The sequence below is a fragment of the Paenibacillus sp. J22P169 genome (assembly GCF_059691995.1).
In genome coordinates, this window is the sequence record NZ_JCAUAO010000001.1 from 1,411,838 (window position 1) to 1,437,817 (window position 25,980).

Annotated in this window: 32 protein-coding genes, 1 pseudogene and 1 riboswitch; of the genes and pseudogenes, 8 read left to right on the forward strand and 25 right to left on the reverse strand. The window is 43.9% G+C overall.

The window, feature by feature from the left end:
• Positions 1–43: 43 nt before the first annotated feature.
• The 3 genes from AC58QG_RS06585 to AC58QG_RS06595 are packed head-to-tail and all read right to left on the reverse strand — an operon-like array spanning position 44 to position 1,392.
• The gene (locus AC58QG_RS06585) at positions 44–427 is read right to left on the reverse strand and encodes a group-specific protein (protein WP_497361298.1); all 384 of its coding nucleotides are present in this window, start codon (positions 425–427) and stop codon (positions 44–46) included.
• 39 nt (positions 428–466) lie between these two features.
• Positions 467–919 carry a GNAT family N-acetyltransferase gene (locus AC58QG_RS06590; RefSeq protein WP_497361299.1) on the reverse strand — a complete coding sequence of 151 codons (453 nt, stop codon included), beginning with the start codon at positions 917–919 and terminating at the stop codon, positions 467–469.
• On the reverse strand, positions 916–1,392 hold the full coding sequence (locus tag AC58QG_RS06595) for an SRPBCC family protein (protein ID WP_497361300.1): 477 nt from the start codon (positions 1,390–1,392) through the stop codon (positions 916–918). The genes AC58QG_RS06590 and AC58QG_RS06595 overlap by 4 nt, the downstream gene beginning before the upstream one ends.
• Positions 1,393–1,987: 595 nt before the next feature.
• Between AC58QG_RS06595 and AC58QG_RS06600 the strand changes: the two genes are divergently transcribed.
• On the forward strand, positions 1,988–2,074 hold the full coding sequence (locus tag AC58QG_RS06600; RefSeq protein WP_379304201.1) for a putative holin-like toxin: 87 nt from the start codon (positions 1,988–1,990) through the stop codon (positions 2,072–2,074).
• Between the two features lie 219 nt (positions 2,075–2,293).
• On the opposite strand, the gene AC58QG_RS06605 is transcribed toward AC58QG_RS06600, so the two are convergent.
• From AC58QG_RS06605 to AC58QG_RS06640, 8 genes are all read right to left on the reverse strand, one after another.
• Positions 2,294–2,944, reverse strand: a complete 651-nt coding sequence (locus AC58QG_RS06605; protein ID WP_497361301.1) for a CAP domain-containing protein — start codon at positions 2,942–2,944, stop codon at positions 2,294–2,296.
• A 5-nt stretch (positions 2,945–2,949) separates the two neighbouring features.
• Positions 2,950–3,083: riboswitch (cyclic di-AMP (ydaO/yuaA leader) on the reverse strand.
• A gap of 111 nt (positions 3,084–3,194) precedes the next feature.
• Positions 3,195–3,821 (reverse strand): stalk domain-containing protein, encoded by a 627-nt coding sequence (locus AC58QG_RS06610; protein ID WP_497361302.1) that lies wholly within the window; start codon positions 3,819–3,821, stop codon positions 3,195–3,197.
• 113 nt (positions 3,822–3,934) lie between these two features.
• Positions 3,935–4,375 carry a DUF4362 domain-containing protein gene (locus AC58QG_RS06615; RefSeq protein WP_497361303.1) on the reverse strand — a complete coding sequence of 147 codons (441 nt, stop codon included), beginning with the start codon at positions 4,373–4,375 and terminating at the stop codon, positions 3,935–3,937.
• Between the two features lie 104 nt (positions 4,376–4,479).
• On the reverse strand, positions 4,480–4,941 hold the full coding sequence (locus tag AC58QG_RS06620) for a hypothetical protein (RefSeq protein ID WP_497361304.1): 462 nt from the start codon (positions 4,939–4,941) through the stop codon (positions 4,480–4,482).
• Complete coding sequence (locus AC58QG_RS06625; RefSeq protein WP_497361305.1) at positions 4,928–5,725, reverse strand: hypothetical protein; 798 nt, start codon at positions 5,723–5,725, stop codon at positions 4,928–4,930. Before AC58QG_RS06625 ends, AC58QG_RS06620 begins: the two co-directional genes overlap by 14 nt.
• Positions 5,722–6,246, reverse strand: coding sequence for a hypothetical protein (locus tag AC58QG_RS06630; RefSeq protein ID WP_497361306.1), 525 nt, complete (start codon positions 6,244–6,246; stop codon positions 5,722–5,724). The genes AC58QG_RS06625 and AC58QG_RS06630 overlap by 4 nt, the downstream gene beginning before the upstream one ends.
• The gene (locus tag AC58QG_RS06635; protein WP_497361307.1) at positions 6,233–6,823 is read right to left on the reverse strand and encodes a hypothetical protein; all 591 of its coding nucleotides are present in this window, start codon (positions 6,821–6,823) and stop codon (positions 6,233–6,235) included. The genes AC58QG_RS06630 and AC58QG_RS06635 overlap by 14 nt, the downstream gene beginning before the upstream one ends.
• Positions 6,824–6,915: 92 nt before the next feature.
• Positions 6,916–7,827, reverse strand: coding sequence for an SDR family oxidoreductase (locus AC58QG_RS06640; RefSeq protein WP_497362798.1), 912 nt, complete (start codon positions 7,825–7,827; stop codon positions 6,916–6,918).
• A gap of 188 nt (positions 7,828–8,015) precedes the next feature.
• Between AC58QG_RS06640 and AC58QG_RS06645 the strand changes: the two genes are divergently transcribed.
• On the forward strand, positions 8,016–8,546 hold the full coding sequence (locus AC58QG_RS06645; RefSeq protein WP_497361308.1) for a DUF84 family protein: 531 nt from the start codon (positions 8,016–8,018) through the stop codon (positions 8,544–8,546).
• 84 nt (positions 8,547–8,630) lie between these two features.
• Here AC58QG_RS06645 and AC58QG_RS06650 read toward each other — a convergent pair whose 3' ends face one another.
• Positions 8,631–9,617: a glycerophosphodiester phosphodiesterase family protein gene (locus tag AC58QG_RS06650; protein WP_497361309.1), complete on the reverse strand. Its 987-nt coding sequence runs from the start codon at positions 9,615–9,617 to the stop codon at positions 8,631–8,633.
• A 37-nt stretch (positions 9,618–9,654) separates the two neighbouring features.
• A complete protein-coding gene (locus AC58QG_RS06655) occupies positions 9,655–10,059 on the reverse strand; it encodes a hypothetical protein (RefSeq protein WP_497361310.1) in 405 nt (134 codons plus the stop codon).
• 374 nt (positions 10,060–10,433) lie between these two features.
• Between AC58QG_RS06655 and AC58QG_RS06660 the strand changes: the two genes are divergently transcribed.
• Positions 10,434–10,853: a cupin domain-containing protein gene (locus tag AC58QG_RS06660; protein WP_497361311.1), complete on the forward strand. Its 420-nt coding sequence runs from the start codon at positions 10,434–10,436 to the stop codon at positions 10,851–10,853.
• Positions 10,854–10,899: 46 nt separating this feature from the next.
• Here the strand turns inward: AC58QG_RS06660 and AC58QG_RS06665 are convergent, their stop codons facing one another.
• The 3 genes from AC58QG_RS06665 to AC58QG_RS06675 all read right to left on the reverse strand — a co-directional run bounded on the left by AC58QG_RS06665 (position 10,900) and on the right by AC58QG_RS06675 (position 12,472).
• Positions 10,900–11,241 carry a zinc ribbon domain-containing protein YjdM gene (locus tag AC58QG_RS06665; protein WP_497361312.1) on the reverse strand — a complete coding sequence of 114 codons (342 nt, stop codon included), beginning with the start codon at positions 11,239–11,241 and terminating at the stop codon, positions 10,900–10,902.
• A 108-nt stretch (positions 11,242–11,349) separates the two neighbouring features.
• A complete protein-coding gene (locus tag AC58QG_RS06670; RefSeq protein WP_497361313.1) occupies positions 11,350–11,955 on the reverse strand; it encodes a DUF2238 domain-containing protein in 606 nt (201 codons plus the stop codon).
• Positions 11,956–12,112: 157 nt separating this feature from the next.
• Positions 12,113–12,472, reverse strand: a complete 360-nt coding sequence (locus AC58QG_RS06675) for a c-type cytochrome (protein WP_497361314.1) — start codon at positions 12,470–12,472, stop codon at positions 12,113–12,115.
• A gap of 178 nt (positions 12,473–12,650) precedes the next feature.
• Between AC58QG_RS06675 and AC58QG_RS06680 the strand changes: the two genes are divergently transcribed.
• From AC58QG_RS06680 to tatA, 4 genes are read left to right on the forward strand one after another with little or no spacing between them, the layout of a single operon-like run.
• Positions 12,651–13,421 (forward strand): gluconate 2-dehydrogenase subunit 3 family protein, encoded by a 771-nt coding sequence (locus AC58QG_RS06680; RefSeq protein WP_497361315.1) that lies wholly within the window; start codon positions 12,651–12,653, stop codon positions 13,419–13,421.
• A gap of 33 nt (positions 13,422–13,454) precedes the next feature.
• Positions 13,455–15,176, forward strand: a complete 1,722-nt coding sequence (locus tag AC58QG_RS06685; RefSeq protein ID WP_497361316.1) for a GMC family oxidoreductase — start codon at positions 13,455–13,457, stop codon at positions 15,174–15,176.
• A 39-nt stretch (positions 15,177–15,215) separates the two neighbouring features.
• Positions 15,216–15,956, forward strand: a complete 741-nt coding sequence (gene tatC / locus AC58QG_RS06690) for a twin-arginine translocase subunit TatC (protein WP_497361317.1) — start codon at positions 15,216–15,218, stop codon at positions 15,954–15,956.
• 21 nt (positions 15,957–15,977) lie between these two features.
• Positions 15,978–16,178 (forward strand): twin-arginine translocase TatA/TatE family subunit, encoded by a 201-nt coding sequence (gene tatA, locus AC58QG_RS06695; protein WP_028555878.1) that lies wholly within the window; start codon positions 15,978–15,980, stop codon positions 16,176–16,178.
• A gap of 77 nt (positions 16,179–16,255) precedes the next feature.
• Here tatA and AC58QG_RS06700 read toward each other — a convergent pair whose 3' ends face one another.
• The 8 genes and pseudogenes from AC58QG_RS06700 to AC58QG_RS06735 form a co-directional block, all read right to left on the reverse strand.
• Positions 16,256–17,233 (reverse strand): aldose 1-epimerase, encoded by a 978-nt coding sequence (locus AC58QG_RS06700; RefSeq protein ID WP_497361318.1) that lies wholly within the window; start codon positions 17,231–17,233, stop codon positions 16,256–16,258.
• Between the two features lie 24 nt (positions 17,234–17,257).
• The gene (locus AC58QG_RS06705) at positions 17,258–18,277 is read right to left on the reverse strand and encodes a LacI family DNA-binding transcriptional regulator (protein ID WP_497361319.1); all 1,020 of its coding nucleotides are present in this window, start codon (positions 18,275–18,277) and stop codon (positions 17,258–17,260) included.
• Positions 18,278–18,388: 111 nt separating this feature from the next.
• Positions 18,389–18,706 carry a MocE family 2Fe-2S type ferredoxin gene (locus AC58QG_RS06710; protein WP_497361320.1) on the reverse strand — a complete coding sequence of 106 codons (318 nt, stop codon included), beginning with the start codon at positions 18,704–18,706 and terminating at the stop codon, positions 18,389–18,391.
• Complete coding sequence (locus AC58QG_RS06715; RefSeq protein ID WP_497361321.1) at positions 18,703–19,806, reverse strand: fatty acid desaturase family protein; 1,104 nt, start codon at positions 19,804–19,806, stop codon at positions 18,703–18,705. Before AC58QG_RS06715 ends, AC58QG_RS06710 begins: the two co-directional genes overlap by 4 nt.
• Positions 19,807–20,061: 255 nt before the next feature.
• A complete protein-coding gene (locus tag AC58QG_RS06720; RefSeq protein WP_497361322.1) occupies positions 20,062–20,505 on the reverse strand; it encodes a carboxymuconolactone decarboxylase family protein in 444 nt (147 codons plus the stop codon).
• 70 nt (positions 20,506–20,575) lie between these two features.
• Positions 20,576–21,451 (reverse strand): RNA polymerase sigma-70 factor, encoded by an 876-nt coding sequence (locus AC58QG_RS06725; RefSeq protein WP_497361323.1) that lies wholly within the window; start codon positions 21,449–21,451, stop codon positions 20,576–20,578.
• 91 nt (positions 21,452–21,542) lie between these two features.
• Positions 21,543–22,286, reverse strand: a complete 744-nt coding sequence (locus AC58QG_RS06730; protein WP_497362799.1) for a class I SAM-dependent methyltransferase — start codon at positions 22,284–22,286, stop codon at positions 21,543–21,545.
• Positions 22,287–22,313: 27 nt separating this feature from the next.
• Positions 22,314–22,775 (reverse strand): annotated as a pseudogene (locus AC58QG_RS06735) (GNAT family N-acetyltransferase); the annotation flags it as partial.
• Positions 22,776–22,952: 177 nt separating this feature from the next.
• On the opposite strand from AC58QG_RS06735, the gene AC58QG_RS06740 reads away from it, so the two are divergent.
• Positions 22,953–23,660, forward strand: coding sequence for a histidine phosphatase family protein (locus AC58QG_RS06740; protein ID WP_497361324.1), 708 nt, complete (start codon positions 22,953–22,955; stop codon positions 23,658–23,660).
• 131 nt (positions 23,661–23,791) lie between these two features.
• Here the strand turns inward: AC58QG_RS06740 and AC58QG_RS06745 are convergent, their stop codons facing one another.
• On the reverse strand, positions 23,792–25,960 hold the full coding sequence (locus tag AC58QG_RS06745) for a Sip1-related alpha-galactosidase (protein ID WP_497361325.1): 2,169 nt from the start codon (positions 25,958–25,960) through the stop codon (positions 23,792–23,794).
• Positions 25,961–25,980: the final 20 nt, after the last annotated feature.

Genomic DNA, 25,980 nt, shown 5'->3' on the forward strand with positions numbered 1-25,980 from the left:
TTTTGTTGTTTCAAGGGTTTGATGGGAACTATTTTAGATTGGCCTAGCCTCTAGGAAAATAAGAAACCAAATCGTCTACGGTTCCAATGATTTTATGCACCTCTGGCAACTGATAAAACGTACTCGTTTTTTCAGTATCATTTATCTCATCATTAGCTGAATACAAAACTATTGTCTTCATAGCGCCTAAAGCAAGTCCCAACTCGACATGGCTCCCTTTCCCTGCTGGCAGCATGATGATGAATAAGTCTGCATGCAACACAGCTTCTTTCTCTTTTTGACCGATATCCGCGAGTACTTGAAGGGTAGCGGTTCCTGAATGAACCGTCCAATCGTACGTTTGTATGAATCCCCGTGACTTCAACTGCTGTGCGACGTTTCGAACATTGTCGATGTTCTTGAAACTAGATGCGATGTAGAATTTCAATTGGATACCCTTCCTTCTTGTTAGGTAAACACCCCTAAATCACTCTAATTTGCGAATGAACCCTGTTTTCAAACCTTTGCTAAATCCGCTCTTTTCATAAAAATTGTGTATTTCTTCTCTCTTTGATCCTGTCATCAGCATAACCTTATAACAGTTATAGTCCGTAGCAATTTCAATAGCTTTATCCAATGCCATTCTGGCAAATCCATTATTTCTGTGTTGAGCATGTGTAACTACGTTCTCTATAAGTCCATATGGTCTTGCATTTCTAGTTAAATTTTTAATAATCGTCAACACGACCGAAGATACGATCACTCCATCTTTGGCTACAACAATGATTTTCATATAGTTGTCATTCAAGATTTCATGCCATAACTCTTCAAGTTGATTATCAAGAATGAGATCAGGATCATGTTCATGTAAATGCTTGTACAATTGTAAAAGCTCACTTAATTCATCACTGTGAATCAAACGGGTAATCACACTAGTCATATCAATTTGCTCCTTTTATTTACTTGTTCAGCTACGATCTTTAATTGCTTATTCCGAAATCTCAAAAATCTCATCATATAATTCTTTAAGACAACTCTTTCAACTACCCAACCGAGCCAACCCAAAGGGGCCTCAAAACTTAACGTATCCTTCATTAAAGTGCTATTTCCTAAATCAATAAACTCGTGTTCATGTCTCATACTTTTGAAAGTACCCTGCACCATTTCATCAACAAAATGATAGGGCCGAACGTAATTCGATATGAGTGAAGTGTGCTTTTGCCTAATAAGAAAGTGCCTCGCCTCAAAAGTGACCGTTTCCCCTCCGCCTATCATGCCTGAAGTAGTTCCAGCAATCGCTCGCTCCTTGGTGTGAGGCCAGACAGTCTGCGTATGTATCTCTATATTTCTAGCTAAATCAAAGACTATGTCAATCGTTGCTTCGATTTGGATTTCTGTGATCACTTTAATCACTGGATGCACCTCTGGATTCATTGGATTAGATATTTGCTGACATAATTCTTATTGGGTTTGGATCTGTGACTATGCTAAATAATTTATATAAATAATAAGAGTCAATAACCAGAAAACCATACGTTTCTTACGATAAGCCCACACATTTAATATACAAAATGCTATCGTGAGTAAAGATCCAATTACGAAGTAGATAACTATGAATGATTTTGTTGACTCAGCCATTTATTAATTCTGTTCACATCAATCTATTAGATGATTTCCAATTCGACATTCACAACCTATCTCCTTCGACAGATATAAAAAAACAGCCTCTCAAAACGGAGTCTGCCGCGATTCGCTATTGCATATTTTTAAAATTCTCCTCCCAAATAACTACTCCAGTAAGTTGCATTGTAGATAAAACTTGATGCACTCTTATATCTAGCATATTTCTTCCTCCCACTTTTTGATGGAACAGCCATTTTAATCGAATTATGTAGAAAGATATATGGTTCTATTGACACTACCACAATTATCCATTTTACTATAAACTTTACAATAGGACGACTTGTACAAGGCGGACACCTCTTATTGGAAAGGTGGAGCTGCGAACATGGATATATTTCAATCTCTTTCAATCATGTTTGCTTTTGGGTTATTTATACTCACATTGTTAACCTACATTGACAAGAGGAAATGATCTAGATTGGCACTAGGTTTGGTTTGAAACCATTCTGAATAATCCGCCAATTACAAGCCGCCGTCCAAGTCGGATCATCTCAATTGATCTGACTTTTTCTTTGCAGTAAAACAGTCATTTTATTGTCTTAATTAAAATTACAAACTGTATTATTCATACAACTTTATGCATGCAAAAAAGACACACATATCGTGTGCCTTGAATGTTTAGACGCATGTCCTAGTTACTTATAAACTCCTGAACCCACTCACCGTTATAATAGGCAACACCTATTTGTGTGAAGTTAGGGCTTAGAATATTTTGACGATGACCTGAACTGTTCATCCATGCTGTCATGACGGCTTCAGGCGTTTGTTGTCCCTTCGCGATGTTTTCACCCGCATAGGAATAGCTAATGCCGTAGGCGCGCATCATATCAAAAGGTGACCCGTAGGTTGGTGATGTATGATCGAAATAAGCGTTGTTGTACATATCCTTCGCTTTATCCAAAGCCATCGCGGTAAGTGCAGTATTACTTGCCAAAGGCTTCAGTCCAGCCTTCGTACGCTCCTGGTTAACTATGTTAACCACTTGATTAGCAAAGGTTGATTGCGTTGGCGCAGGCGTAACCGCTGGTTTGGCAGCAACATTGGTACTCGTTTTTCCAGGAATATTAAGCTTCATCCCAGACCAAATGATATTGGGACTGGCAACTTGCGGATTTGCCTTGATCAGCGAAGTTAGGCTAACGCCGTACTTCTTGGAGATTAACCACATGGTATCGTTGCCCGCTACCGTATGAGTTCCCGTTGCAGCAAATGCCGCATTCGCCCCCATAAGGACGCTCAAACCTAGTGCACCAGTAATTACTAGCTTTTTGTAACGTTTCAAAATAAACCTCTCCTTTTTGCGGCCTGCGAGGTTAGCTGTCGGATTCGGATCAAAGAGTAATCACCCGGCCGCGCGATCGCGGCTTCACCCCAAAGATTGGGTCCCCCGTGCTTCAAAAAAGCTTCGGCCTTCTAAGTTTTTGATCCAAAATGGATCTTTAAGATTGTATCATGTGAAATCAGTGAAAACATGACTCAAAATTTTCCATTTCGAAACTCATGAATCTCCATTATCCCATTTTTCCCATAATCTACTCGTATTTGGCTCCAGTTGTAGAACCGTCTGGATAGATAAAATAAGTATAAATTTGTCTATCGTTCCCTTGTGAATACCAAAGTTCAACCTTCTCAACTTTCCCTTCATCTGACCATGTTAAAACTAACTGTCCACCTATTTCCCCTTGCTCCATCCCTTTAATATCGATGTTTAGTCCTAAGTAGTGATAGTCCGCGATTGGTGAGATATCATAACGCCATACTGCTTGCTGCTTATCATCATTTGTTCGTTCCGCAGCAGGATTACCTAGCAGTTCTCTTACGTATTTTTGTTCATTCCCAACGTTTAATCGATATTGGATTTGCCATACTTTTTTAGCCGTATCGTCTGCAAAGCTTGCTGGTTCATTCATCAATGAAATAACATGATCACGTGAGTTATAAGAGACGCCTAAACCTAACTCCTCACCGATAAAGCGAATAGGAACGTACGCATGACCATCTACATTTAGGACGTTGTAGTCAGATGGTATTTCCTTGGTTTGCCCATTGAACTCAATTGTAGCGGGAAATAAGTAAGCTCGGATGCTATCCGAAGCAAACGCAGTTGTAGTTGCAGTTAAAGCAATTCCACAGGTCAGACCAAGCAAAAACTTTTTCATTCCGTCTCACTCCTCGTATTGCATGTTTTCTTTGCTCAAAATATCAGTTTAACTTCCAAATACAAATAACACGAATAGCAAACATTGGGAGAGAGGTTGGATATCGTTAATTCTCACAATCCCCCACTATCCGCTACCACAAAGCTAAAAGTCTCCCCAATCGCTGCATCCTTACAACCATCCAGCTTATATGCAACACCTCGTTCTACTTTCTCAGAAATAATACGGGTACATTCCGTTTTCAGTCGTTGTTTGCTGCCATGTTTGTCCTCTGAATTATCATAGCTATAAGAAATCTTATCTTTTTTATAAGCAAAATCATAATAAATCGGATCACCCTCAATGGTCATTTGCATGATTCGAATCTGACTCTCAGCATGCCCCTCCACGTTTTTTAAGAATTGACTGAAACGATCAAGATTAATGATTCTGCCATGGATATTAATGACGTCTCCTTTGGCGGTCCCTTTATCAATATCGTACTTCGAATCCGAGCATGAACTAAGCAACAAACAACTCCATACGAGCAACAATCGAACGCTCTTTACTTTCATATTTGTGTTCCCCCTAATCGCTCCATCTACATGTTTGACGCGAACGATACTGGAAATGTTTTGAAACAAAAAAAATAAGCTTGAAGTCTCAAGCTTGTCATATTTCAACTATGAACTTTGCCTACCGATAAAGCTTGATACTCCCAGAGCACATGCTGTACCTCCTGAAATCGACCCTCATGGCATTGGATAATGACGGCCAACTCGGGCAATCTTTCCTTTTTTCGAATAACGTGTTTCATTACCTTCACTTGTATCACGCGTGTCATACTATACCCAACAATGAACCCGCTTATAGCGGAAATAAGTCCCCAAATAATAGGCCCCCAATAGAGTGTGAAGCCAAAACTGATTCCCAAAACTGTGAAACAGGTGGACATGGCCATACCAACCTCGAATGCCAGCATTTTTTTATTCGGATTCGAATTGTAATTATGATCAGAGATCTCCCGATAGTTGTCCATCATCACGGTCATGATCTCTTGACGCGCTAGCCCCATTTTCTCCAGAACAGCCAGTGCTTCCTCTACCTCAATAGAATGCTCAAATGTACTAATGATCAACATGTGGGTCATTCTCCTTTTCAAACAGGGGTAATGGGAATGGTGGATACGTCTCTGTCAGAAATTGCTTCTGCTCGATTCGGAAAAGTCGATTATGATCATGTGCAGTCATATAGGCATCATACATGGCACCACAGATGACTGATGGCATAAATAAAAGCCAATGGGGGTTTAAAATGGCTGTCGATCGAGACAATTTACCTAATATCAAATAAAGCGTGGCTTCGTGTGATCGTGACATCGTCATATAAATAAACCACCAGAAGACCCCATAGAAGCCCAGCGCTAAACGGTTATTGTAAAGCTGTCCAAGCCCAGGAAAAATTAATGAACTAAATAGAGCTGCGCCAGGTCTCTTGAAACTTATATTCGAAATAGTCCATGGCTTCATCACATTGGAAGTAAGCCTTGCTCCTTCCAGCCTCGCTAGGTGATACTGCTTATTCGCATCAATAGCCTTGAGATAACTATCCCATATCGCAAATAAATAAACGATCGCATAAGCGAATGCCCATCTTGGTTCGATGACTTGAGTGGCCAACTCGAATTGTCCACTGAACGAATAGTAAATAGCTTCATTAATACGTGCAAGCGTATTGATAGCAACCTCCCAAGCTGACAGCACAAAGCCACGAAAAAACTGATGAAGTAAGAAATGACCGAAGCCTGGAAAAGAGGCAGACCACCATGCAATTATCTTTGGATCCTGCCAACGCAGGCTGCTTAAGCCATCCGGACTTAATAAGGCTTGCTGTCTACGTGGCGAATGTGCGTGTAGCGAGCTCAACTTCGATTCATTCTCCTTATCGATTGACGTTTTTGTTCGATCCAATGTTTTTTCAGTCTTGTAAATAAGAGAACAAACAGGGTCTGCACGACAAGGTAGATACAGAAAGAGTAGCTTAATTTCCAATGTCGATACTGGAACACATCGAAATAAACATTTAATGCCTCAAACGCCATTCCGATGAATGAACATAGCAGAATATAAATCGGAATCATGATACCACTGATACGGAATTTGTTGTAGTAATAGGCAAACAAATAGCCAGAAACTGGATATAGACACCATGTTAATACATCTGCGAAATCAAAATACGAGTAGATATTCGTATTATAGAAATCGAATGGTTTTACACCAATGCTTGTGTCTAACCCTTTTGCTGCATCAAGGCTGAACAGCATCATAATGAGACTAACGGATCTAGGCATTGTTCTTGGCAATATCCACATGAAACCGTAGATCAGTACAAGGCAAATCATCGTAAACATTGTATTCCTTTGAAACAATACATCAAGATGGTTCATAGGATATGCCATCTTTCCGCATGATACAACGATAAATAATGAGCGCAATTCCGGTAAAACCAAGCAACATCAGGCTTTCCAAGTAGGACCACTCCATTTTCCACGATGCTGAATATTGAACAATTCTCAAAGATTCTAAGTACATCTTCAACAGAATAAGCACGATTGAAAAAAAGAGAAATGAACTTAACTTATACCAGACTCCGCGCTTCGTCACCCACTGATCCATGGCCCAAACAACAATCATCGGTGTGATGATCTGGTGGTGTACGATACGCAAGAATACATCCGATAATAGAAGTGAAGGAATGATATACGGATAATTTATTGTGAAGATCATAAAGTAGACATCATGCATTAACACCACAATTAACCAGCTGAAAATGATTTCAAACAGGTGCATGCGTTTCTTCGTTACGAAGAATGTGATAATGGTCAGCATATAAAATGTAATTAATACAATATCCCCCATGGATGCAGCACCTTGGTTCCCTTCAACAACTGATGTTTTTAACAAATATGCCCAATTCAGGTCACATTTAATACCGATTTCCAAAAGCTTATCTTTAGCTCCCATTCTCGAAATAGTTTCCTATGCCCGAAATAAAAATAAGCATACCGCTAGGTATGCTTATTCAAGCCAAATGAGCTGCCACTCCGCGTTCGTGCTTAGCGATATCCCTCTGCATTCGCAGGTTTCCCTGCCTCCTGCACCTCGACTAGGTACCGCCAGCAGTCTGGCTGTGAGCCATCCACATCTTTAAATCCATACACTTGTGAGATGCTACCGCTAGACATCGAGTGGCCATTCCATCGGGCAACTTCCGGATCTGTAGCTAGTGCGGCCACAGCACGCCCTACAAAACGCGGCGATTCCGAGATGATGAAATGAGGTTCCTTCTCCGTCGCGTCACGCCAGTTTTCTTCCTTAACCTCGAAGTGCTCCAGCATGATTTCAGAACGCATCCAACCCGGTGTCACTGCAATTGCCGTGCAGCCATGTGGTGCAAGTTCATGAGATAATGACTTCGCCATTCGAATGACGGATGACTTGGCTAGATCATAGAAGAGTGATAAACGGTAGTTGGTATCGTTGTATTCTGCTGTGCCGTCTGTTATCTCAATGACGAGTCCATTCTTGTTCTGGATTAACAGGGATAGTGCAAAGTGACTCGTAATGATATGCGTGTCAATGGCAAGCCGAAGCATGCGAAACCCTTTGTCCAAAGAATGCTCCCACACAGGTACGTTCCACTCCGTCAAATATTCAGATCCCCACACATCATTAACCAGGATGTCCAGCCGTCCTTGTTCGCTCTCGATGCGTGCTATAAGTGCCTGAACCTGATCTCGATCTAGATGATCTACTTGAACCGCGATGCCTACACCACCCGCATTATTTACCAGTTCAGCCGTTTCTTCAATTGTTTCAGGTCGATTGTATTCAGAACGTTGCGTACGTGTCGTGCGTCCAGTCACATACACAGTGGCTCCAGCCGCTCCTAATTCGATCGCGATTCCTCTTCCTGCACCGCGTGTGGCACCTGCCACCAAAGCTACTTTTCCATGTAGAGATTTCATCATCAAGAATACTCCTTTTTATAATCTAACGACTACGATTAGTCATCATTATATTTCCAATTTGTCCTCTTACTGTTATACCATATTTACTCCGTTGCTTTCCCGTCTCATCCTACAAATCAAAACATGGTATACTAATCCACAATGATCAACTTCATTCGCAATCGGATGACTAGGAGTGATTAGCTATGTTGGTAAAAGAAATAAGAATTGCTTTAGGTACACAAAATCAAGCGAAAAGAGCTGCAGTTGTGCTAGCTTCTGGGATAGAACCGATCTGTCACTCGGTCCCTTCTGCTGTATCCGACCAGCCCCTGACAGAAAACGAAACCATCATCGGTGCCATTAATCGCGCGAAAAATGTGCTTGCAGCTGAGCCCGAAGCTGATATTGGTCTTGGTCTAGAAGGTGGACTTACTTTTGATGAGATTCATACAAAACAATGGTATCTCTTCTCTGTTTGTGCCGCTTGGGATGGGACGCAGCTTTTTGTCGGCAAAGGCCTATATTTCCCGATCCCCAATGAAATTGGAGAGAAATTAAAACAAGGCGGTACTGAGCTGCGGCACATTATCGATGAATTGAGCAGCACAGTCGGCAGCAATCACAAAGAAGGCGCTTATGGTTTATTTACGGAAGGACGAATAACTCGGAGTGAGGTTTTTCGGGATGCGGTTATCGCAGCGCTGACGCCATTCCAATCGCCTTTCTATAAGTAAATGATTGCATAATAGCCGCCATCAGACAAAAAGGGCACCACTGAAGTAGAAACTTCTGCTCGAGTGTGCCCTCTTTGGTTAGTGCTATTTCCCCTTATACATTGGTGCAATTCGATCAATGCGATTCGTCCAAATCCCGCCGGAATACAAAGCTGGAAGCCGCTCCAAATCAGCTGGCGTATCAAATCCCGTTGAGAACTCCGTCCCATTGCCTCCCACCACAATGACTCTAGTATCCACGTTATCCATTCGATTTAAAAATTTGTTCGGCCATCCCCATAATAGCGGAGCCAACTTTTCAGGTATATGAATCTGGATATGTTCACATGCAGATGGGGTAATACCTGTCCAGCCATAGGCAAGGTACGGGAGTAAGCAGCTTTTCATCGTATCTACCGAAATTACGCGCATCTCAGGCAGCTTTTCTTTCACAATAGCCACAGGTAAATTCCCGCCATAAATCGTCAATTGCTCTCTGCGTTCAGGTGATAAATTCGTCAACGTTTCAACCAATAAATCGCCTTCATGAGGATCATTCGTTTTAATATGGATGAGGAACATTTTGTCTGGAAACTGCGAGAATACCTCGGGTAGAGAAGGCATTAGTCCAACACCTTTGCCTCGAAAAGGGAACGTTTTCCCATTATCGGCCGTATAGCCGTATCCAATATCCACCTTTTTGAGCTCAGCCATTGTATAGTCCTTAGACTGTCCTTTGACGTTCGTCCGACAATCGAGCGTCCAATCATGGAAAACGGCGAATTGTTCATCTTTGGTCATATGGATATCAAATTCAACCTCATCGGCTCCAGCATCAAAAGCGGCTTGCATCGAAGGAATCGTATTCTCCAGATAGGGATGCTCAGGTTCAAAGATTCGTTCTGCTGTACAGGTATCGTTCTTCAGGTTCTCCGTGTGGAAGGTTTGTGACATCCCGCGATGCGCCATTAGAAATGGATCACCTTTTCGCTCTTTAGCAAGGAGTGAGGTGTTGTTTATATAGATGAATACAATCAAAATGAGTACCGTCCACATTATTTTACTTTTATAAAGTTTTCTCAATCGTTTCATAGGACCTCCGTTGTGATCGATGCAGAGTTGCGTGCACTCACTCCAGTTGTTCTGGCTGATTACCCAGACTATGGATCGTAAGCAGAGCACTTGTACGTTTCGCAATAAGCAATTCGACAGATTGTTCAAGATAAAATTGTTCATATTCTTTTGCTTTTACGCGCACTTTCAATAACTTCCCATTTGGTTTCCGAATATGTAGACGATATTCTTCCAGGAATTCCACTTTCGCTGTCATTTTCTCCGCGTCATCTTGTATCAAATCTATACAAATAATAACTGCTAGAATGAGGAACACACCAAGTCCAATACTGAAAAGAGAAACAATCATAACAGGAGCTTTAGCAGCAATATTGATAATTAGTTGCACAACAGACAAGAAGATCATCAAACTAATTACAATAACCTGTGATTTTAAAGATCTTTCGTAGAGCAACATCATCGCAATCCTCCCATGTCATTATAAAATTGGATGTCAATTATAGGGAACCATTACATTGTATTCGTGAAAGAGGCAACATTCCCTTGTTATGGGAATGCAAAAAAGAGCATCCACAGGGATGCTCCTTACTTTTTACAGATGATGACGAAATTTAACGGGCCTTTCTCTTCCGCTTATGAAAGACAAACCATGCCATTCCGATCGTTCCTGCCGCGAGTAATACACTAAACAACACAATGTAGCTCAAATGAAATAATGCCAAGTCATTTCCTCCTTTGTGAAATACACCCCATACTTTGTTTATTTAGTAAGATGGGTCATCCGAAGCTAAAATATGTAGATGGGCATATCATAGTTGTAGGAGGTGCTGCTACGTGGACAATACGCGTACATGTCGACTTATCCGTTCATCTCGAACCTATCATGGGAAACAAGGCTTTGATTATGCGGAGGCGATTTCCAAAGAAAGTGCTGATTCGCAAGGTATTTGTATGATGCTGCTAACCATTCTACCTGGGCAACGAGCAACAGCTCATCTTCATCAAAACCATGAAACCACCATTTACATGCTGGAAGGGAAATCCAATATGTGGTATGGCGAGAATTTGGAGCAGCATATGGAACTGGAACAAGGCGATTTCCTCTACATTCCAGCTGGAATGCCACATCTCCCCTATAATCCGAGTACTTCGGATTCTTGTACTTGTGTTCTTGCCCGCACCGACCCCAACGAACAAGAGAGCGTGCTTCTGCTGCCTGAGCTTGATGCGCTTTGGGACTCCAAGAAGAGCTAACAAAAAGAAAAACAGAGAATCCACTTAGGGTTCTCTGCTTCCATGCTTATATCTTTTTAACAAACTCCGATTTTAATTTCATCGCGCCGAAATCATCGATTTTACAATCAATATCGTGATCGCCTTCGACCAAGCGAATATTTTTCACTTTCGTACCCATTTTGATAACGGATGAAGTCCCTTTTACTTTTAAATCTTTGATCACCGTAACGGAATCACCATCATTCAGCACATTGCCGTTCGCGTCTTTCACTACTTTCTGATCTTCCCCGTTCACTTCCTCACCAGCTTGTGACCACTCATGCGCACACTCCGGACACACAAGAAGACTTCCATCTTCGTACGTATAAGCCGATTGGCACTTGGGGCAGTTAGGCAACTCTTCCATGCTGTCAATCCTCCATTCAATAGAGCTAATAGTGCCACATACGAGGCGAAATGACAAGCTGTGAAAGACTCGCTAATCGATTTGCCACCCCTTCTAAGACCACTATCTTCACCTAATATCCACCAATGGAAGAGTCTTTCTTCTTGCCTTCAGTGCCAAGTAACAAGCCGTCAAGATTGCACCCGCTGTTCCACAAATGATATCCGTCATCGTATCGAGCAAGCTGCCATTTTGCGAATTGAGTCCAAAAAGGTGATCCGTCGCGAACTCATAAATTTCCCATACGCCAGCCATCGCCACGGAGAAGAAGAAACAGAGCCACACTGCGACATGGGAGGAGAGCTCAGTCCCCTCTTGGTGATCGGCCGCTTTGCTATATACGAGTAAACCGATGAAACAGAGAATAACTCCCGAGAAGAGATGCTCCATTTTATCCAAATAGGGAATGACACCATAAAACCCGAATTCGTTGGCCACAAACATCGTGACGAAAATAAATAGTAGCACACAAAAACGCAACGAAGTAAACATCGTTGTTTTCGTCCATTTGACGACAAGCCGAATGAGCTGAAGTACAGCAACAATGAGCACCGCTTGGAACATTTTGGCCCCATTACCTCTTACCAGAAAATAAACAAAACAGCCGGCCGCGAGAACATACATCCCCAGTTCAAAGAGATCGTTCCACCGATCCTTGCCCTTCATCTGCTTCATCTCCCTATTCCATCATGATAAAAAGGAAGCACCTTTATCGGTAAATTTCAAATTACTTATTTATCCTATGCCTATATTGGAACGAAATGAATGTTGCTCGCTGAAAAAGAAAAATCCCGCCTGACCGCTTTACAGCGAGGGGCGGGTTCATTTCAGACTATTTTTTGTCTGCTAGCCACGTGGACAATGAACTGACTTCATCATCGGATAGCTTTCCTTTAAAAGCAGGCATGGCGCCCTTCCCGTTCCCAATAATCGCGGTGAGCTGTTCCTTCGAGTGCTTTCCGCCAACCTTCTGAAGATTCGGCCCGACTAAGCCCTCCAAATTCGCGCCATGACAGCTGACACAATTGGCCTTAAAGACCGTCTGTGCATCAGCTTTCGTTGTCGTTCCTGTACTTGCGGATGCTGTTGGCGCTGTTGTGCCTGCACTAGGGCTAGGTGTCGTTTCACTCTTTCCACAAGCCGATAAAGCCCCAGCTAGCAAGAGAGTCAGGACTACGATCTTTTTGTTCATGCGTATGCTTCTCCTCACATTCATTAGGTTCACATGCCGTGTTTTGAAATTGGATACCTACCTCTACATTGCCCCCGTTTCCATATTTTCATGCAAATCATGAATAGGAAATGCCTATACAGCTCAACATATCCATAACTACCCAGATGTACATAAAATTCCATGGAGGTATGACAAATTGGCTGACAAAAACACGCATACGCCGGATCATTCTCGTCGCCGTTTTCTCAAGTACACCGGTACTGCCATTGGTGGCGTCGTTGTTGGTGGCGTCATTGGAAGCGCAGTGTCAGGAGGCTTTAAGAAGGATGCTACCCAGACCTCTCCATCACCTACAGTAAGTCCTAAACCACAAGTCACGGCTGATTATAATCAAGCACCGATGTTCTTCAATCAAACCCAACTGCAAATTACCGAAGCGGCAGCTGAACGGATCTTTCCCAAAGACGACACTGGCCCAGGAGCAGCTGAGCTCGGCGTTGCCTTCTATATTGACCATCAGTTAGCCAGTCCATGGGGTGTAAATGCCCGTACCTATCGGATGGGACCGTTTGTTAAGGGTGAAGCTACCCAGGGAGATTACCTGAGTATTCAACGGCATGAGCTCATCACGATGGGTCTGAACAGTCTAGAAGAGACTGCAAAAACTAAACATACGAAGGGCTTCGTAGATATTAAGCCAGAGGAACAGGATGCCATTCTAACCTCCATGGAAAAAGGTGAAATCAGTGTTGTGAACGGGATTACGGGTAAAACCTTTTTTAACTTATTTCGCATACTCGTCATGGAAGGTGTCTATTCCGATCCGTTGTATGGCGGAAATAAGAATATGGCTGGTTGGAAAATGCGTAAATATCCAGGCAACCAGATGAGTTATACGAACATGATCGATAAAGATCAATTCGTTGCCATGGAGCCTCGCAGCTTACACGATCATTTCGTTCATTAAAGGGACAATTCTCACGAAGGAAGGAATACATGGATGGCTACTAAAATGCCGAAAGTCCCCGTTGTCATTGTAGGTATGGGATGGGTCGGGGGAATTATCGCCGCTGAATTAACGAAGCAAGGTGTTAAAGTTGTAGGCTTGGAGCGTGGGAAGCCGCGCAGTACCGCTGATTACTACATGGTGCATGATGAGCTGCGTTACGCCTCGCGCTATGATCTCATGCAGGATTTGTCCAAAGAAACGGTGACATTCCGAAATACGGAGAAAATGGCTGCTGTGCCTATGCGTGAGTATGGCTCCTTCCTGCTTGGGGAAGGTCTTGGCGGGGCGAGTGTGCATTGGAATGGACAAACGTTACGTTTTCTCCCGTACGACTTCGAGATTTACAGCAAAACAGTAGAACGCTACGGTAAGCAGAAAATCCCTGAAGGCATGACTATACAGGATTGGGGCATCACGTATGACACGCTTGAGCCCTATTTCGATAAATTCGAGAAATTAGCCGGTATTTCTGGTGAAGCTGAGCAAAATCCGTTGGTGGGCAAGCGTTCCGCTCCTTTCCCAACTAAACCGATGGTGAAAACACCGGTCCTGAAATTGTTCGAGGATGCGACTAAAAAGCTTGGGTATCACCCGTATATGATGCCTTCGGCTAACCTCTCGGAGCAGTATACGAACCCGGATGGCATTACCCGAGCCGCCTGTCAATATTGTGGCTATTGTGAGCGTTTTGGTTGTGAATACGGCGCAAAAGCAGATGTCATTGTGACAGCACTCCCCGTTGCGCAGAAATCTGGCAATTTCGAATTGCGCTCCTACTCCAATGTGATTCAAGTGCTAAATGACGGCAAAAAAGCAAGCGGCGTTGTTTACGTGAACACCGTTACGGGAGAGCAGTTCGAGCAACCCGCGGATGTCGTTATCATGGCCAGCTATGTATTTAATAACATCAAGCTGCTTCTCACATCCAAATTAGGTAAACCTTATGACCCGGCATCAGGTAAAGGTGTCATCGGTAAAAATTACTGTTACCAAACGAACGGCGGGAATGCGACAGGCTTCTTCGATGAAAAACAGTTCAATTTGTATGCGGGTGCAGGCTCCCTTGGTATGGAGATTCCAGATTTCAATGGTGATAATTTTGACCATACGAATCTGAATTTCATCCATGGCGCTGGCATTCGGATCTCACAAACCGGCCAACGACCAATTGCAACGAACTCGGTTCCCAAAGGTACACCAGCCTGGGGCAAAGACTTTAAGCAAAAATCGCTGAAATATGCGAACAGTGTCTTGTCCGTCTCCCCACAGGGCAGCAGTTTACCATGGAAACATCATTATGTGGATTTGGATCCGACCTATAAGGATGCCTACGGCCTCCCGCTACCTCGGATCACCTTCGATTTTGAAGAGCAGGATCGGCAAATGATCAAATTCGTTGCTGGTAAAGCGGCAGAGATTATGAAAGAGATGAACCCAACAACCATTGGTTCCTCGGATCAACTGGCTGCCTATAATATCGTTCCCTATCAATCAACCCACAACACAGGTGGTGTCATTATGGGAGCAGACCCGTCAACCTCAGCGGTAAACTCGTATTTGCAAATGTGGGATGCCGAAAATGTATTCGTGGTAGGTGCATCAGCGTTTGCACATAACAGTGGCTACAATCCAACAGGAACCGTCGGCGCCTTGGCTTACCGCGCTGTTGAAGGAATTGCGAAATACTTGAAACAAGGCGGAAGTGTCGTTTAATGTGAGTCGTCCATATATTCATGAAGGAGGTGGAATAGCATGGAGCAAGAAGATTGGATCTTACATTTGACGGAAGTTCGCAAGCGATTGCTCATCGTGTTCGCTTGGTTCATCGTCACTCTATGTGTCGGCTTATACCTCTCTTCCGACATTCTCTTGTACTTGAAATCACAGCCATTAATCGGAGAAATCAAGTGGAATGTGTTTTCGTTTACAGATGGGCTGATGATTTATATGAAATGTGCGTTTCTGTTCGCGGCTTTATTCACAGTCCCGGTCATTCTCTACCAGGCATGGGTTTTCGTGAAGCCAGGGCTTACCGAGAGTGAATCCAGGAACGCACTTCCCTACATACCTGTCGCCTTTGCGTTGTTTATCATTGGCGTTTCGTTCAGCTATTGGGTCGTATTCCCGATGATGATGCGTTTCATGATTCGGATGAACCAATCCATAGGCGCCGTCGAGACATATGGCATAGATCGATATTTTGCCTTCCTATTTCAAATTGTCATTCCGATGGCAATCGCATTCGAGCTGCCAGTAGTCCTCCTTTTCTTAACGAAGATCGGGCTGCTTACCCCTCAAATTTTGAAAATGTCCAGGAAATACGCCTATATCGCGCTTACCATCACAGGCTCCTGCATCTCACCACCGGATATGATTTCACACTTGTCCGTTACAATCCCGTTAATACTCTTATTTGAAATCAGTGTCTTGGTTTCCGGCTGGCAATGGCGAGCTATGCAACGCGTTGTGAAATTAAATCTAATCGAAGAATGACATGAAAAGAGGATGAACGCTATGTTCAACAATATTGGAGTTTCAGGATTAATCTTGATTCTGGCTATCGCTTTAATCGTCTTCGGACCTTCCAAGCTGCCACAGCTTGGACGCGCCTTTGGGGACACCCTGCGTGAATTTCGCAACTCAACTCGTAATATTATGGAAGATGGCGAACATGACCATTTGATCGAAAATGAGGGCAAGAAGCCGCCTCTATAAGTACTAGCAGGGCACAGAAAAAGGAGCCATTCACCAAAATGAATGTGCTCCTTTTTTCTTAACGTTCCTTATTCAAACTACAATAACTCCAACCATACTGCCGTTACATATTCCTTTACTTCCTGTGGAGCAATGCCACTAGCCCCCGTCTGCTCAGGTGGATACGGGAGATTAAACGCATCTGTCACATACGTGTAAGGTTCGATGGAGAAAGCATCTGTCCAATTCGGTTTAAAAAGAATCGTGAACGGAAACTTTGGATCCATTTGGTACGCGATCCGATATCCTGCTTCCTTCATAATGAAGTGGCACGTTCGATCATCCGCCAGCGTTACTAGGGAGCAACCGAGCTCAGGATAGTCAGCAAGAGCAATGCCGTCTGATAAGCTTTTACAGAAATCCGTCTCCGCAGGCGGTCCCTTAACGAAAGCCAAATTCGTAACCGGCCATTCCGCAATCGCAGGTACGGTTAAGACCGCTTCCTCCCCAGCGAACGTTGAGGCAAAATACGGATGCAGCCCGAGTGCAAACGGTGCGGTGTCATTCCCACTATTTTCAACAGTGATCTGCATGGTCAAACGTCCTTCAAATAACCGATGTGTAACTCGAAATCGTAAGGGATGTGGGAAATATTCCATGATTTCCGGTTGCTCAGCAAAGTCAAACTGACAAGTTACATAAGCACCTTGCTGATCTGCTGCACCCACCTCTACGATGTTCCACGCTTTATGCGAGATTTCGCCGTGCAAATGATGATGTGGCGGCTCATTCAGCGGGAGACTATAGGCCGTGCCTTGGAAAATAAATGTGCCATTCTTAATCCGGTTTGGAGGAAATAAGATTGGTGTACCGTACATCGTATGATTGCTTGAATGATCGATGAATGCCTGTAAGCTGCTCGGCGGCACAATGATCGGGATATCTTTGCACGTATACGAAAGAAGATTAGCGCCAAAATCAGGTGTTAATGTAGCTCTCTCATCTCTTTCAGAATCTATAAGCTCTAACAACGTGTAGCCCAACTCCTGAACTTGGTTCACAGCATAACGACTCATTGTGCAGCATCCCTTCATGCCAAATTAGAGGCTCTCCGCTATCAATATACTAGTTTCCGTATACTGATATTCACTGTCCGGCTTCTTTCCCGTAAAAATCAAATCGTACAAAATTCGTAGAGAACGATAGCCTTGCTGAATTGGATTTTGCATAATCGTAAAATCGATGATCCCTTCTCGCAGTCCCTGCTCGACTTCAGGCAATAAATCATTACACACGATGCGAAGTTGACCTTCTTTACCTGCTAGCTTAATCGCATCGATACAAGCTCCAGCATGACCAGTCGCCATGTAGATGCCATCCAAATCCGGATACATCTTCAGCGCATCATTCAACTTGAGAAATGTATCTTCGTAGCGATCGTAGCCTTCAATCACACCAACAACTTCGATTTGATTTTGGACTAATTTGTCCTTAAAGTGATGAACCCTTAGACGATGCGCATGGAATTTCATGTTGGCTACGACAACTAGCACCTTAGCTTTGCCCTTGAACATACGTGACATGAGACCAGCAGCTATCTCACCACTTTTCCCAAGATCCTGACCAACAAAACAGCTCCGTTTCGAGTTTTCAATATCTGAATTAAAAGTTACAACTGGAATGCCTTGCTCAACCGCCCTATCAATGCTTGCACGGTTCGCTTCAACATCGATATCCGAGAATAAAATGCCACTTGCGCCATTGGCAATCAGTGTTTGAATGGCCGTCGCACCGTCATCTGGCTGTTCATTATTAATATAGGCGTATTCTAAGCATACACCTAGCCCTTTTAATTCATCTTCAGCAGCATGAATGCCTTTGCGAATGTCATCAAAGAATGTGATTTCCTTGGGGGGCATCACAATACCAATTTGGATCGGTTTTCTATTAAAAGCAAGCGCTTTCGCTGCCACATTGGGTACATACTTCAGCTCATCTGCGATGGCAAGTACACGTTCCCTAATGGCTGGCTTAACGCCAGACCTACCGTTCAGCACGCGGTCTACAGTACCTCTGGAAACACCAGCTTGCTGTGCAATTTCCCTAATCGTAACGCTCATACTGATCTCCATTCGAAATGATTTGTGTGCGGGCACGTTATTAGTATGAGTGAAAATTTGACTGTGATCAAGTCCGCGGCGTTGTTTTTCAAAATGGCGAACTCAACTCACTTAGTTGATCTGGATGAACACCTTACCTGCTTCTACTTTGGTTGCGTACGTTTTCAGCTTAATACAGACGGGAACTCGCTTGGCTTCCCCCGTCGTGATATCGAAGCGTCCATTATGCTTCGGACATTCAATGAGATTCCCCATCACTAAACCTTTGGAAAGATGAATTTTCTCATGCGTGCAATAGCCGTCCGAAGCGTAAAATTGACCCTGTGCATTTCGATACATGGCGAATGTAGCATCACCGTGGTCAAAGCGTATTACATCCTCCACATCTAGTTCATCAATCGCACATACCTCAATCCATTCGCTCATCATGATGGTTGTCTCCTTACTTCTGCGTATTTTTCTTCCATGCCATTGCCAAAATAATAAGGTCTGGCGTTAACGGGCAGCGGCTTTACGACTACATAAGAAGGATCTTGCTTTTGTAAACGAAGCGCAATGACAACCTCTTTCAAAGCAGCCCATAAGCTCGAGCGAGGTGCAGGGCAATCATCCTTCATCTCTTGATGCAGCTTTGGCAACGCATGGTAGGGCACCATCGGAAACATGTGATGCTCTGTGTGATAATTCATGTTCCAATACAAAAAGCGAAAAATCGGATTCATCCGAACCGTACGTGTGTTCAATCGATGATCCAGTACATCCTCATATAATCCAAGATGCTGCGTCATCCCGAATAGAAGTACCATCAGATTGCCATAAAAAGAGGGCAAGAAAACAAACATCGCTGGGAGCAGGCTCCCCATGTACAGGCATGCACCCGCAACGGCAAGGATGATAAGCATGTAGATGCGTGCTTCGCGAAATACTTTTGAATACTCCGAAGCTGGAATATAGTCCATCTCAGCCGTTTCCAATTTGCCAATTGTATGCAGGGCAAATCGTTTGATTTCGATCGGTCCACCATACAAATGAAAAATTTGCATCAAGATGATTTTCCAAATGGGGGGGCGCTCCGTTAAAATCTCTGGATCCCGGCCAACAATAATCGTATCGGTATGATGCCGTGCATGGCTCCAACGCCAAGGTGTTGCCGAACGTAATACGAAGAACGAAGCGATCTGATAAACAACATCGTTCATCCAAGGGGTTTTAAATGCCGTCCCGTGACCACACTCGTGCCACCTTGAATCGCCAGGTGAAGCATAGTATACGCCATAAATGAAAAACGCCGGTACTGCCCACCACGTCCCCCAAGAATGGTAGGCCAAGTAACCAAAACCGAGTAACGCACCAAACCAAATAAGTGTGTCCCGGATCGCTGGCCCATCCTTTCTTTTCATGAGCTCTTTCATTTTCGCGCGCGGAATGGGACTAGCATACCACTCTGCACCAGCTAATCCGCGTTCTTGAGCTCTTTTGCTTTCTTGTCCAGTGATACTATAATCTCTCTTCTGAATAACAATTGCCATGGTAACTCCTCCTTTTTTCTTAATAAAATTATGAGGGCTACACTTCCGTGCTCGGGCACGGAAGTGGATAAAAAATAAAGACAATCTTCTTTCTTCGAATCGCCTTTTGTCATTTCATTATTTTTCGTGCTCGGGCACACTTTAATTCTAAAGCATCTTCCTAGCCATTTCAAGAAGAAAAAAGCCATGGATAGGAAAATTCCTCATCCACGGCTTAATCAAACGGATTTCTATTGTAAAAAGAATGCTATGCTATTACATACATCCAGGAAACATGCCCGTTGAAATCGCGATACGGTTCCAAGAATTAATCGTATTGATCGCCATAATTAACGTGACAAACTCACGCTCGTCGAAATGCTTACGTACGCGATCGAACAATTCTTGTGGTACACCAGAAGCAGAAATTGTGGTTACGGCTTCGGTTAGTTCCAAGACCGCTCTCTCCTTCTCGGTATAAAATGGCGCTTCACGCCATGCACTCAACAAGTAGATGCGCTGCTCTGTCTCCCCCATTTTACGAAGGTCACGCGTATGCATATCTAGGCAAAAAGCACAGCCATTAATTTGAGATGCTCTAATTTTAATAAACTCATACAGGACCTCATCTAATCCGCTTTCTTTCACAAATCCTTCAAGCTTCATCATCGTTTGATAAGCCGCAGGATTTACCTTACCGTGTTGAATTCGAACTTCCATTTGAAATCTCCTCCACATACTCTATTTGGTTTTCGCTTACTAAGACAAATGAGTATGTAGTTTTGTGACATTACAGCAGTGAATTTATTTGAGTTAATTTATCCGGATTACGAATCAGGTACATCTGGCTTGATTGATGTTGATTTCCAGCTAGCTCAAACAAAATAACCATCAGGATAGATTGATGCTTCATAAGCATCAACCCCATTTGACCATTAAAGGTCGTGGACAACCATTGTCCCGCCAATGATCCTTTGGCATGGATACCTTCGAAGAACGCGGCAATCCGCTGCTTCCCAAAGATCGGGTGAATAGCAGCACGAACTTTCCCTCCACCGTCTGAGATCATAACGGCATCTTCCATTAACAGTGTGACAAAATCCTGGAAGTCCCCCGTATCCACCGCGTGTAAGAACTTCTTAACCAATGGCTCTGTCTCACCTAACGAGATCTCATTTTCGTGGGTTGCCTCATTGATTTTACTCCTCGCGCGGCTGTATATTTTGCGACAGTTCGCTTCCGTTTTCTGGAGCATTTCAGCAACCTCATCATATTCGTAGCCGAGCACTTCTCTAAGCACGAATACTGCACGCTCTATCGCGGACAATTGTTGCAACAAGACTAGAAATGCATACGAAATCGTCTCATCTTGAACAAGACTTCCCATCGGATCTTCGCGAAATGAAGTCACTTGGGGCTCAGGAAGCCATGGGCCTATGTAAGTTTCCCTTTGCTTGCTTGCTGAGTTCAAGTAATTCAAGCAACGGTTCGTCACCATTTTAACCAAATATGCTTTCAAATTCGTTACATGCGAAGTGTCTGTTTTCTGCAGCGTGATAAACATGTCTTGCAGCATATCTTCCGCATCGGAAACCGTGCCTAACATACGATATGCGATAGAAAATAATAGCTTTTTATAGGTAACATAGACCGTTTCTAACTCCATCGGAGGAATCTCCTTTCCGTGTTTAGTGTAACGCTGGGTGCCTAGCACATACATACCACGAGCATATTCCCATCGAGGCCGAAACCACCTATTATTTTTTTCTTACGACATACGTAAGACAATCTGTCTTCAGTTGGATCTGTCTATCATTGCGCTCAATGTCAAAGGTTAAACTCTTTAATGTCGTTATTAACATGTCCCAACCTTCATACTGTTTGTCCAATAAATTATGTAAGTGTTCTGTCGAAAGATTGAGTTCGACAAGAGGAGTGAGTTCCTCTCCAGTTATTCTATCAATCTCTTGTATATTCGAGTTCACAATCAAACAATGAATCCCATTTACTTTCGTCCCATGGGCCATTCGCTCCAGAACACGTTCGAAGGATTTTACCGAATCAACATGCTCAAGCGACGATACAGCGACGATATAATCAAAGCTATCCGGCGCAATTACATATTCACCAATGTCGGAGAGTTGAGGTTCGATTTGACCATTTACACCGAATTGTTCACTATAAGCCACCAACTTGGTAAGCGCGGATTGCATGATGTCCACACAAACCACTTTACCTCCTCTAGGTTTTAACACTTCCGCTAATGGTATGCTATTACGTCCAACTCCGCAACCAAGATCCAAAACAGTTACTTCGTCATAAGTATCGAAATAAGTTAACGTATCCATAACCGTTTTTACAGGCTTCGATAGCCAGGATCCTTTTTCAAATAACTTATAATTCTCATAACATGCTTCATGATATTTTCTTTCTTCTTCCCGAATCTTCGCAATCCGCGAGTACTCAATCAACCAACAATCTCGCAGCTCTCCCTCGTGCATCTCATGTGCAATTAGTTCCTTCACTTTCTTAAACCCGCAACGTTCATAGCACCTGATTGCTCGGACATTCCATTGCTGTGGATCCATCACAACACGATCTGCCTGACGAACATCTATTAAATACGCCAGCATCAAAGTCACAAGCAGTTGCCCTATTCCTTGATTCCAAAACGCCGTTTCCCCAATAAATTGATCCGTTCCATAAATGATCTCCGTAGGCTCATCATCGTACCCGTATAGAATGCGCTCGTCCTCATCAATTTCATAAAATTGAATATAACCAATAGGCTTATTATGATACTCGATGAGACATCTGGTCGCCGAGTCTTCTTTATAGAAATGCGCATCTACCGCATCCCTATCATGGGGGCGATCTCGGCCTTCATAATAAGTTAATACCAAGGGATCATTCAGCCAGGCAACTAGTAGATTCTTGTCACTGGGTTCGATTTTTCGTACTGTCAGTGCATCTGTTTCGTAGATTATCATAGGATACCTTCTTTCCAATTCTTGCTATAGGCTTCTTCGACATCCTCACACACTAATCTTTTTTATTATCAAAAGGAACCTTGTTTTTTTGCACGATCGTGAGTTTTTGCAAACTATTGCGATACGAATAACAGGCGCCTATACTAAATGTGAACACAAGATGAATTGGAGGCCGTTATGAAAATTTATATCATTCGACATGCGGAACCGGACTACCCCAATAATACCATCACCCCGCCCGGACATCTCGAAGCCCAAGCCTTAGCTGCACGACTTCGTGGAACAAAAATTGATCGGATCTACCATTCCCCCTTAGGCAGAGCCATACATACGATGCAGTATACCGCGGATGCGATGGGTATTCAGCCCAACTTACTTCCTTGGACAGCTGAGCTCGATGGTTGGAATATTCAGCAGCCCACTGGCAAAGAGGTAGTCGCTTGGAACTCAGATAACTCGTGGATTCGTGAGCATCGCCCATATCCCTCCAGTGAGAATTGGCATCAGCTGCCACCGTTCGATACCCCAGCTTTTCATGACAAATATCAGGAAATACGTAACAATTCCGATCGTTTCTTTGAGGAAAATGGATATCAGCGCGAAGGAGGCCGCTATCGTATTGTTGAACCCAACAGGGACACAATCGCGGTGTTCTGCCATCTCGGCTTCGGCTTAGCTTGGTTATCTCATCTACTTGAACTACCTTTACCCATGGTCTGGGCAGGCTTCTGGATCGCACCAAGTTCGGTAACGACTGTTGTTATGGAAGAACGCGCACATGGCTGGGCTGTACCGCGATGCTATGGCGTAGGCGATGTAGGACATATCTATCAAGCAGGACTCCCTCTCAGCCGTGCTGGGCTGTTTGCTGACAACATTGACTGAAAACCACAAAGAGGCTGTTCTACAAGTAGATTTGTTGTGTCTACTTGTAGAATAGCCTCTTCATTGACAAGCACGCAAGCTCACCGAAGCAGAGATAGAAACAGAAGTAATTCGTTGCTGTTGCTTGCAGCTCATCGACGCCAAACAATCTCAATGTCCAACTCGTGCAGGAACTGACCACATGCGATCTCATATAAGTTATTCCCTAACAGTACTACCGACTGCTCATCCCCATTGACCAAGACACGCGTCGGTATAGTCTCCGAATGAAAAGCAAATCTCCCGCCTTCTCGGAGTCGAATGATGTCACTGTCTGCCTTCCTCCTCTGCTCGATAATCGCATGTGAGGAGGCATACTTATTGATTAGGCCCAATGGAGTTGCCTCACCTATAATTTCTACGAGTAGAAATAGCTTACACGCTTCTGGCTGGAGAACAAAAGTGAAACAATCGCCTGGTTCCAGTATCCTGCATTCTTGAGAGAAATGTTCAAAGAGAATAACTCGCTTATCTGAGAACGAAGGAATATCAGATGAGGATATCGTACCTTCTATCTCGATACCTTCTTCCCCAATATGAAAAGCTGCGACGATCCCGCCTTCTCCTGCATAATTCCATACCTTGAGCGGAATTGGCTCACATGTTGGATCCTTGGTCAAGCAATCTAACGTGGGAACTGCTGTTCGACCACAACGAATCAGCTTGCCATCGTTATAAATTAACGGTAATAGCTTCGTAGGATCAGTTTGCCCTAGTGGATCGCTGATATAAACAGGCCCGCCGTTAATAGCTCGAAGCACGGCATTCTGTTGATCGTCATGATTGATCGTCCAAAACATATCCCAATCTCCCCAATAAAAGGAACCATGATAATAGGAATTGTAGGCATTCTGTATCGCATGCTCCCGAAATCCATTTCGGCTTTTCGGCATAAAATCATCACTGTTGCGCGACACCGAAGATTTAGGACGATGCCAGATGTTCTCCGGTGCCATACCCATACAGTTAATCATCGTGCTATTGAAATGCAGTGCAACTGAGGCTTCTATGGCTTGATGAGCAGCCGAAGCGGAAGCGCCGACAGAACGTTCGAATTGCAGGAAGTTATTGATGGCCGCTTGGCTGTCAACTTTAACGAAATCAACGCCTTGGCGGCGGAGGTGTCCGTGCCAGGCATGCCAGAAGCCGAAACCCAGAGCCGGATCAGGATATGGAATAAGACTTCCATCTGCGGTCTTGTATAAGTATTTATCAAGTGACCTCGCTAGGTTACTTTCCGGATGGATTCCTCCCCAATACCCGACGATCGTATGCCAGACGCCAACCCATTTAACACCATGCTTCTCTTTTAACAGGGATACCGTATGTGCGAGTCCCTCAGGAAATTTGTCTTGATTGGCATCAAATGCCTGCAGCTTGCCATCCATTATTGTCGACCAGCCATCATCAATCATCATCCAACGAACAGGCAGACCTAGATCGTTGAACTCCTCCGCTTTTGCCAATACCCCTTGCTCATCCACTTTCTGATAAAAAGCATCCCAACTGCACCAGCCCAAATAATCCAGCACTTCTGGATATGTTTTGTGCTCACGCGGGAGGGACGGGTAGTCGAGCTCCTTTAGTGCTGCATCTGTCGTTCGATCTGCCAGCATGTACGGCTCACTGCCAACGCCTAACACGAACGCAAGGGCTTCCTCGCGCTGCAAGCCTCCTTGATAGGAAGACAGAATCATAGAGATGCCCTCTCCTTGGGTGCCTCCTCCTCCTTGAAGATCAGTTCGGTACACAGGTCCACACACTGGAAGTAATCGATAGTAAGCTAAATCAGACTGCCAAAGCAACGAAATCGTTTGAGCTGGCAGCTTAGCCAGATCGGAGTCAAAGTGAGGCCGCGTCCACCAGTCATTATGCTGGTAATTCGCCATTAAACTGGTAATCCCCGCAATCTCATCCACCATGATCTGGATACTCTCTTTAGATGAGAACGATTTCCTTCGCATAAATGAATGCTCACTATGAATCTGTCCCGTAACAAATCCTAGGACAACATCCTCGTAACACCGCAACGTTAATGACACATAAACTTCACTGCCATCTTCGAATTTCAATGTATATTCGTCATATGCCCCAAGCTTGTTAACACCACTGGTTGTATCACAGGCTTGATACGCAAGCCTCTTGGGCGCTTCACCTTCCAAAGACACCGTTATTCCAAAGCCTCTTAGTACTGGCTGGCCTGAATTCTCATCCAAACTTAGCGATGATGCGAGTAAAGTCGAATCCATATAGGTAAACATCGTTGTCCACTTCCCGATCG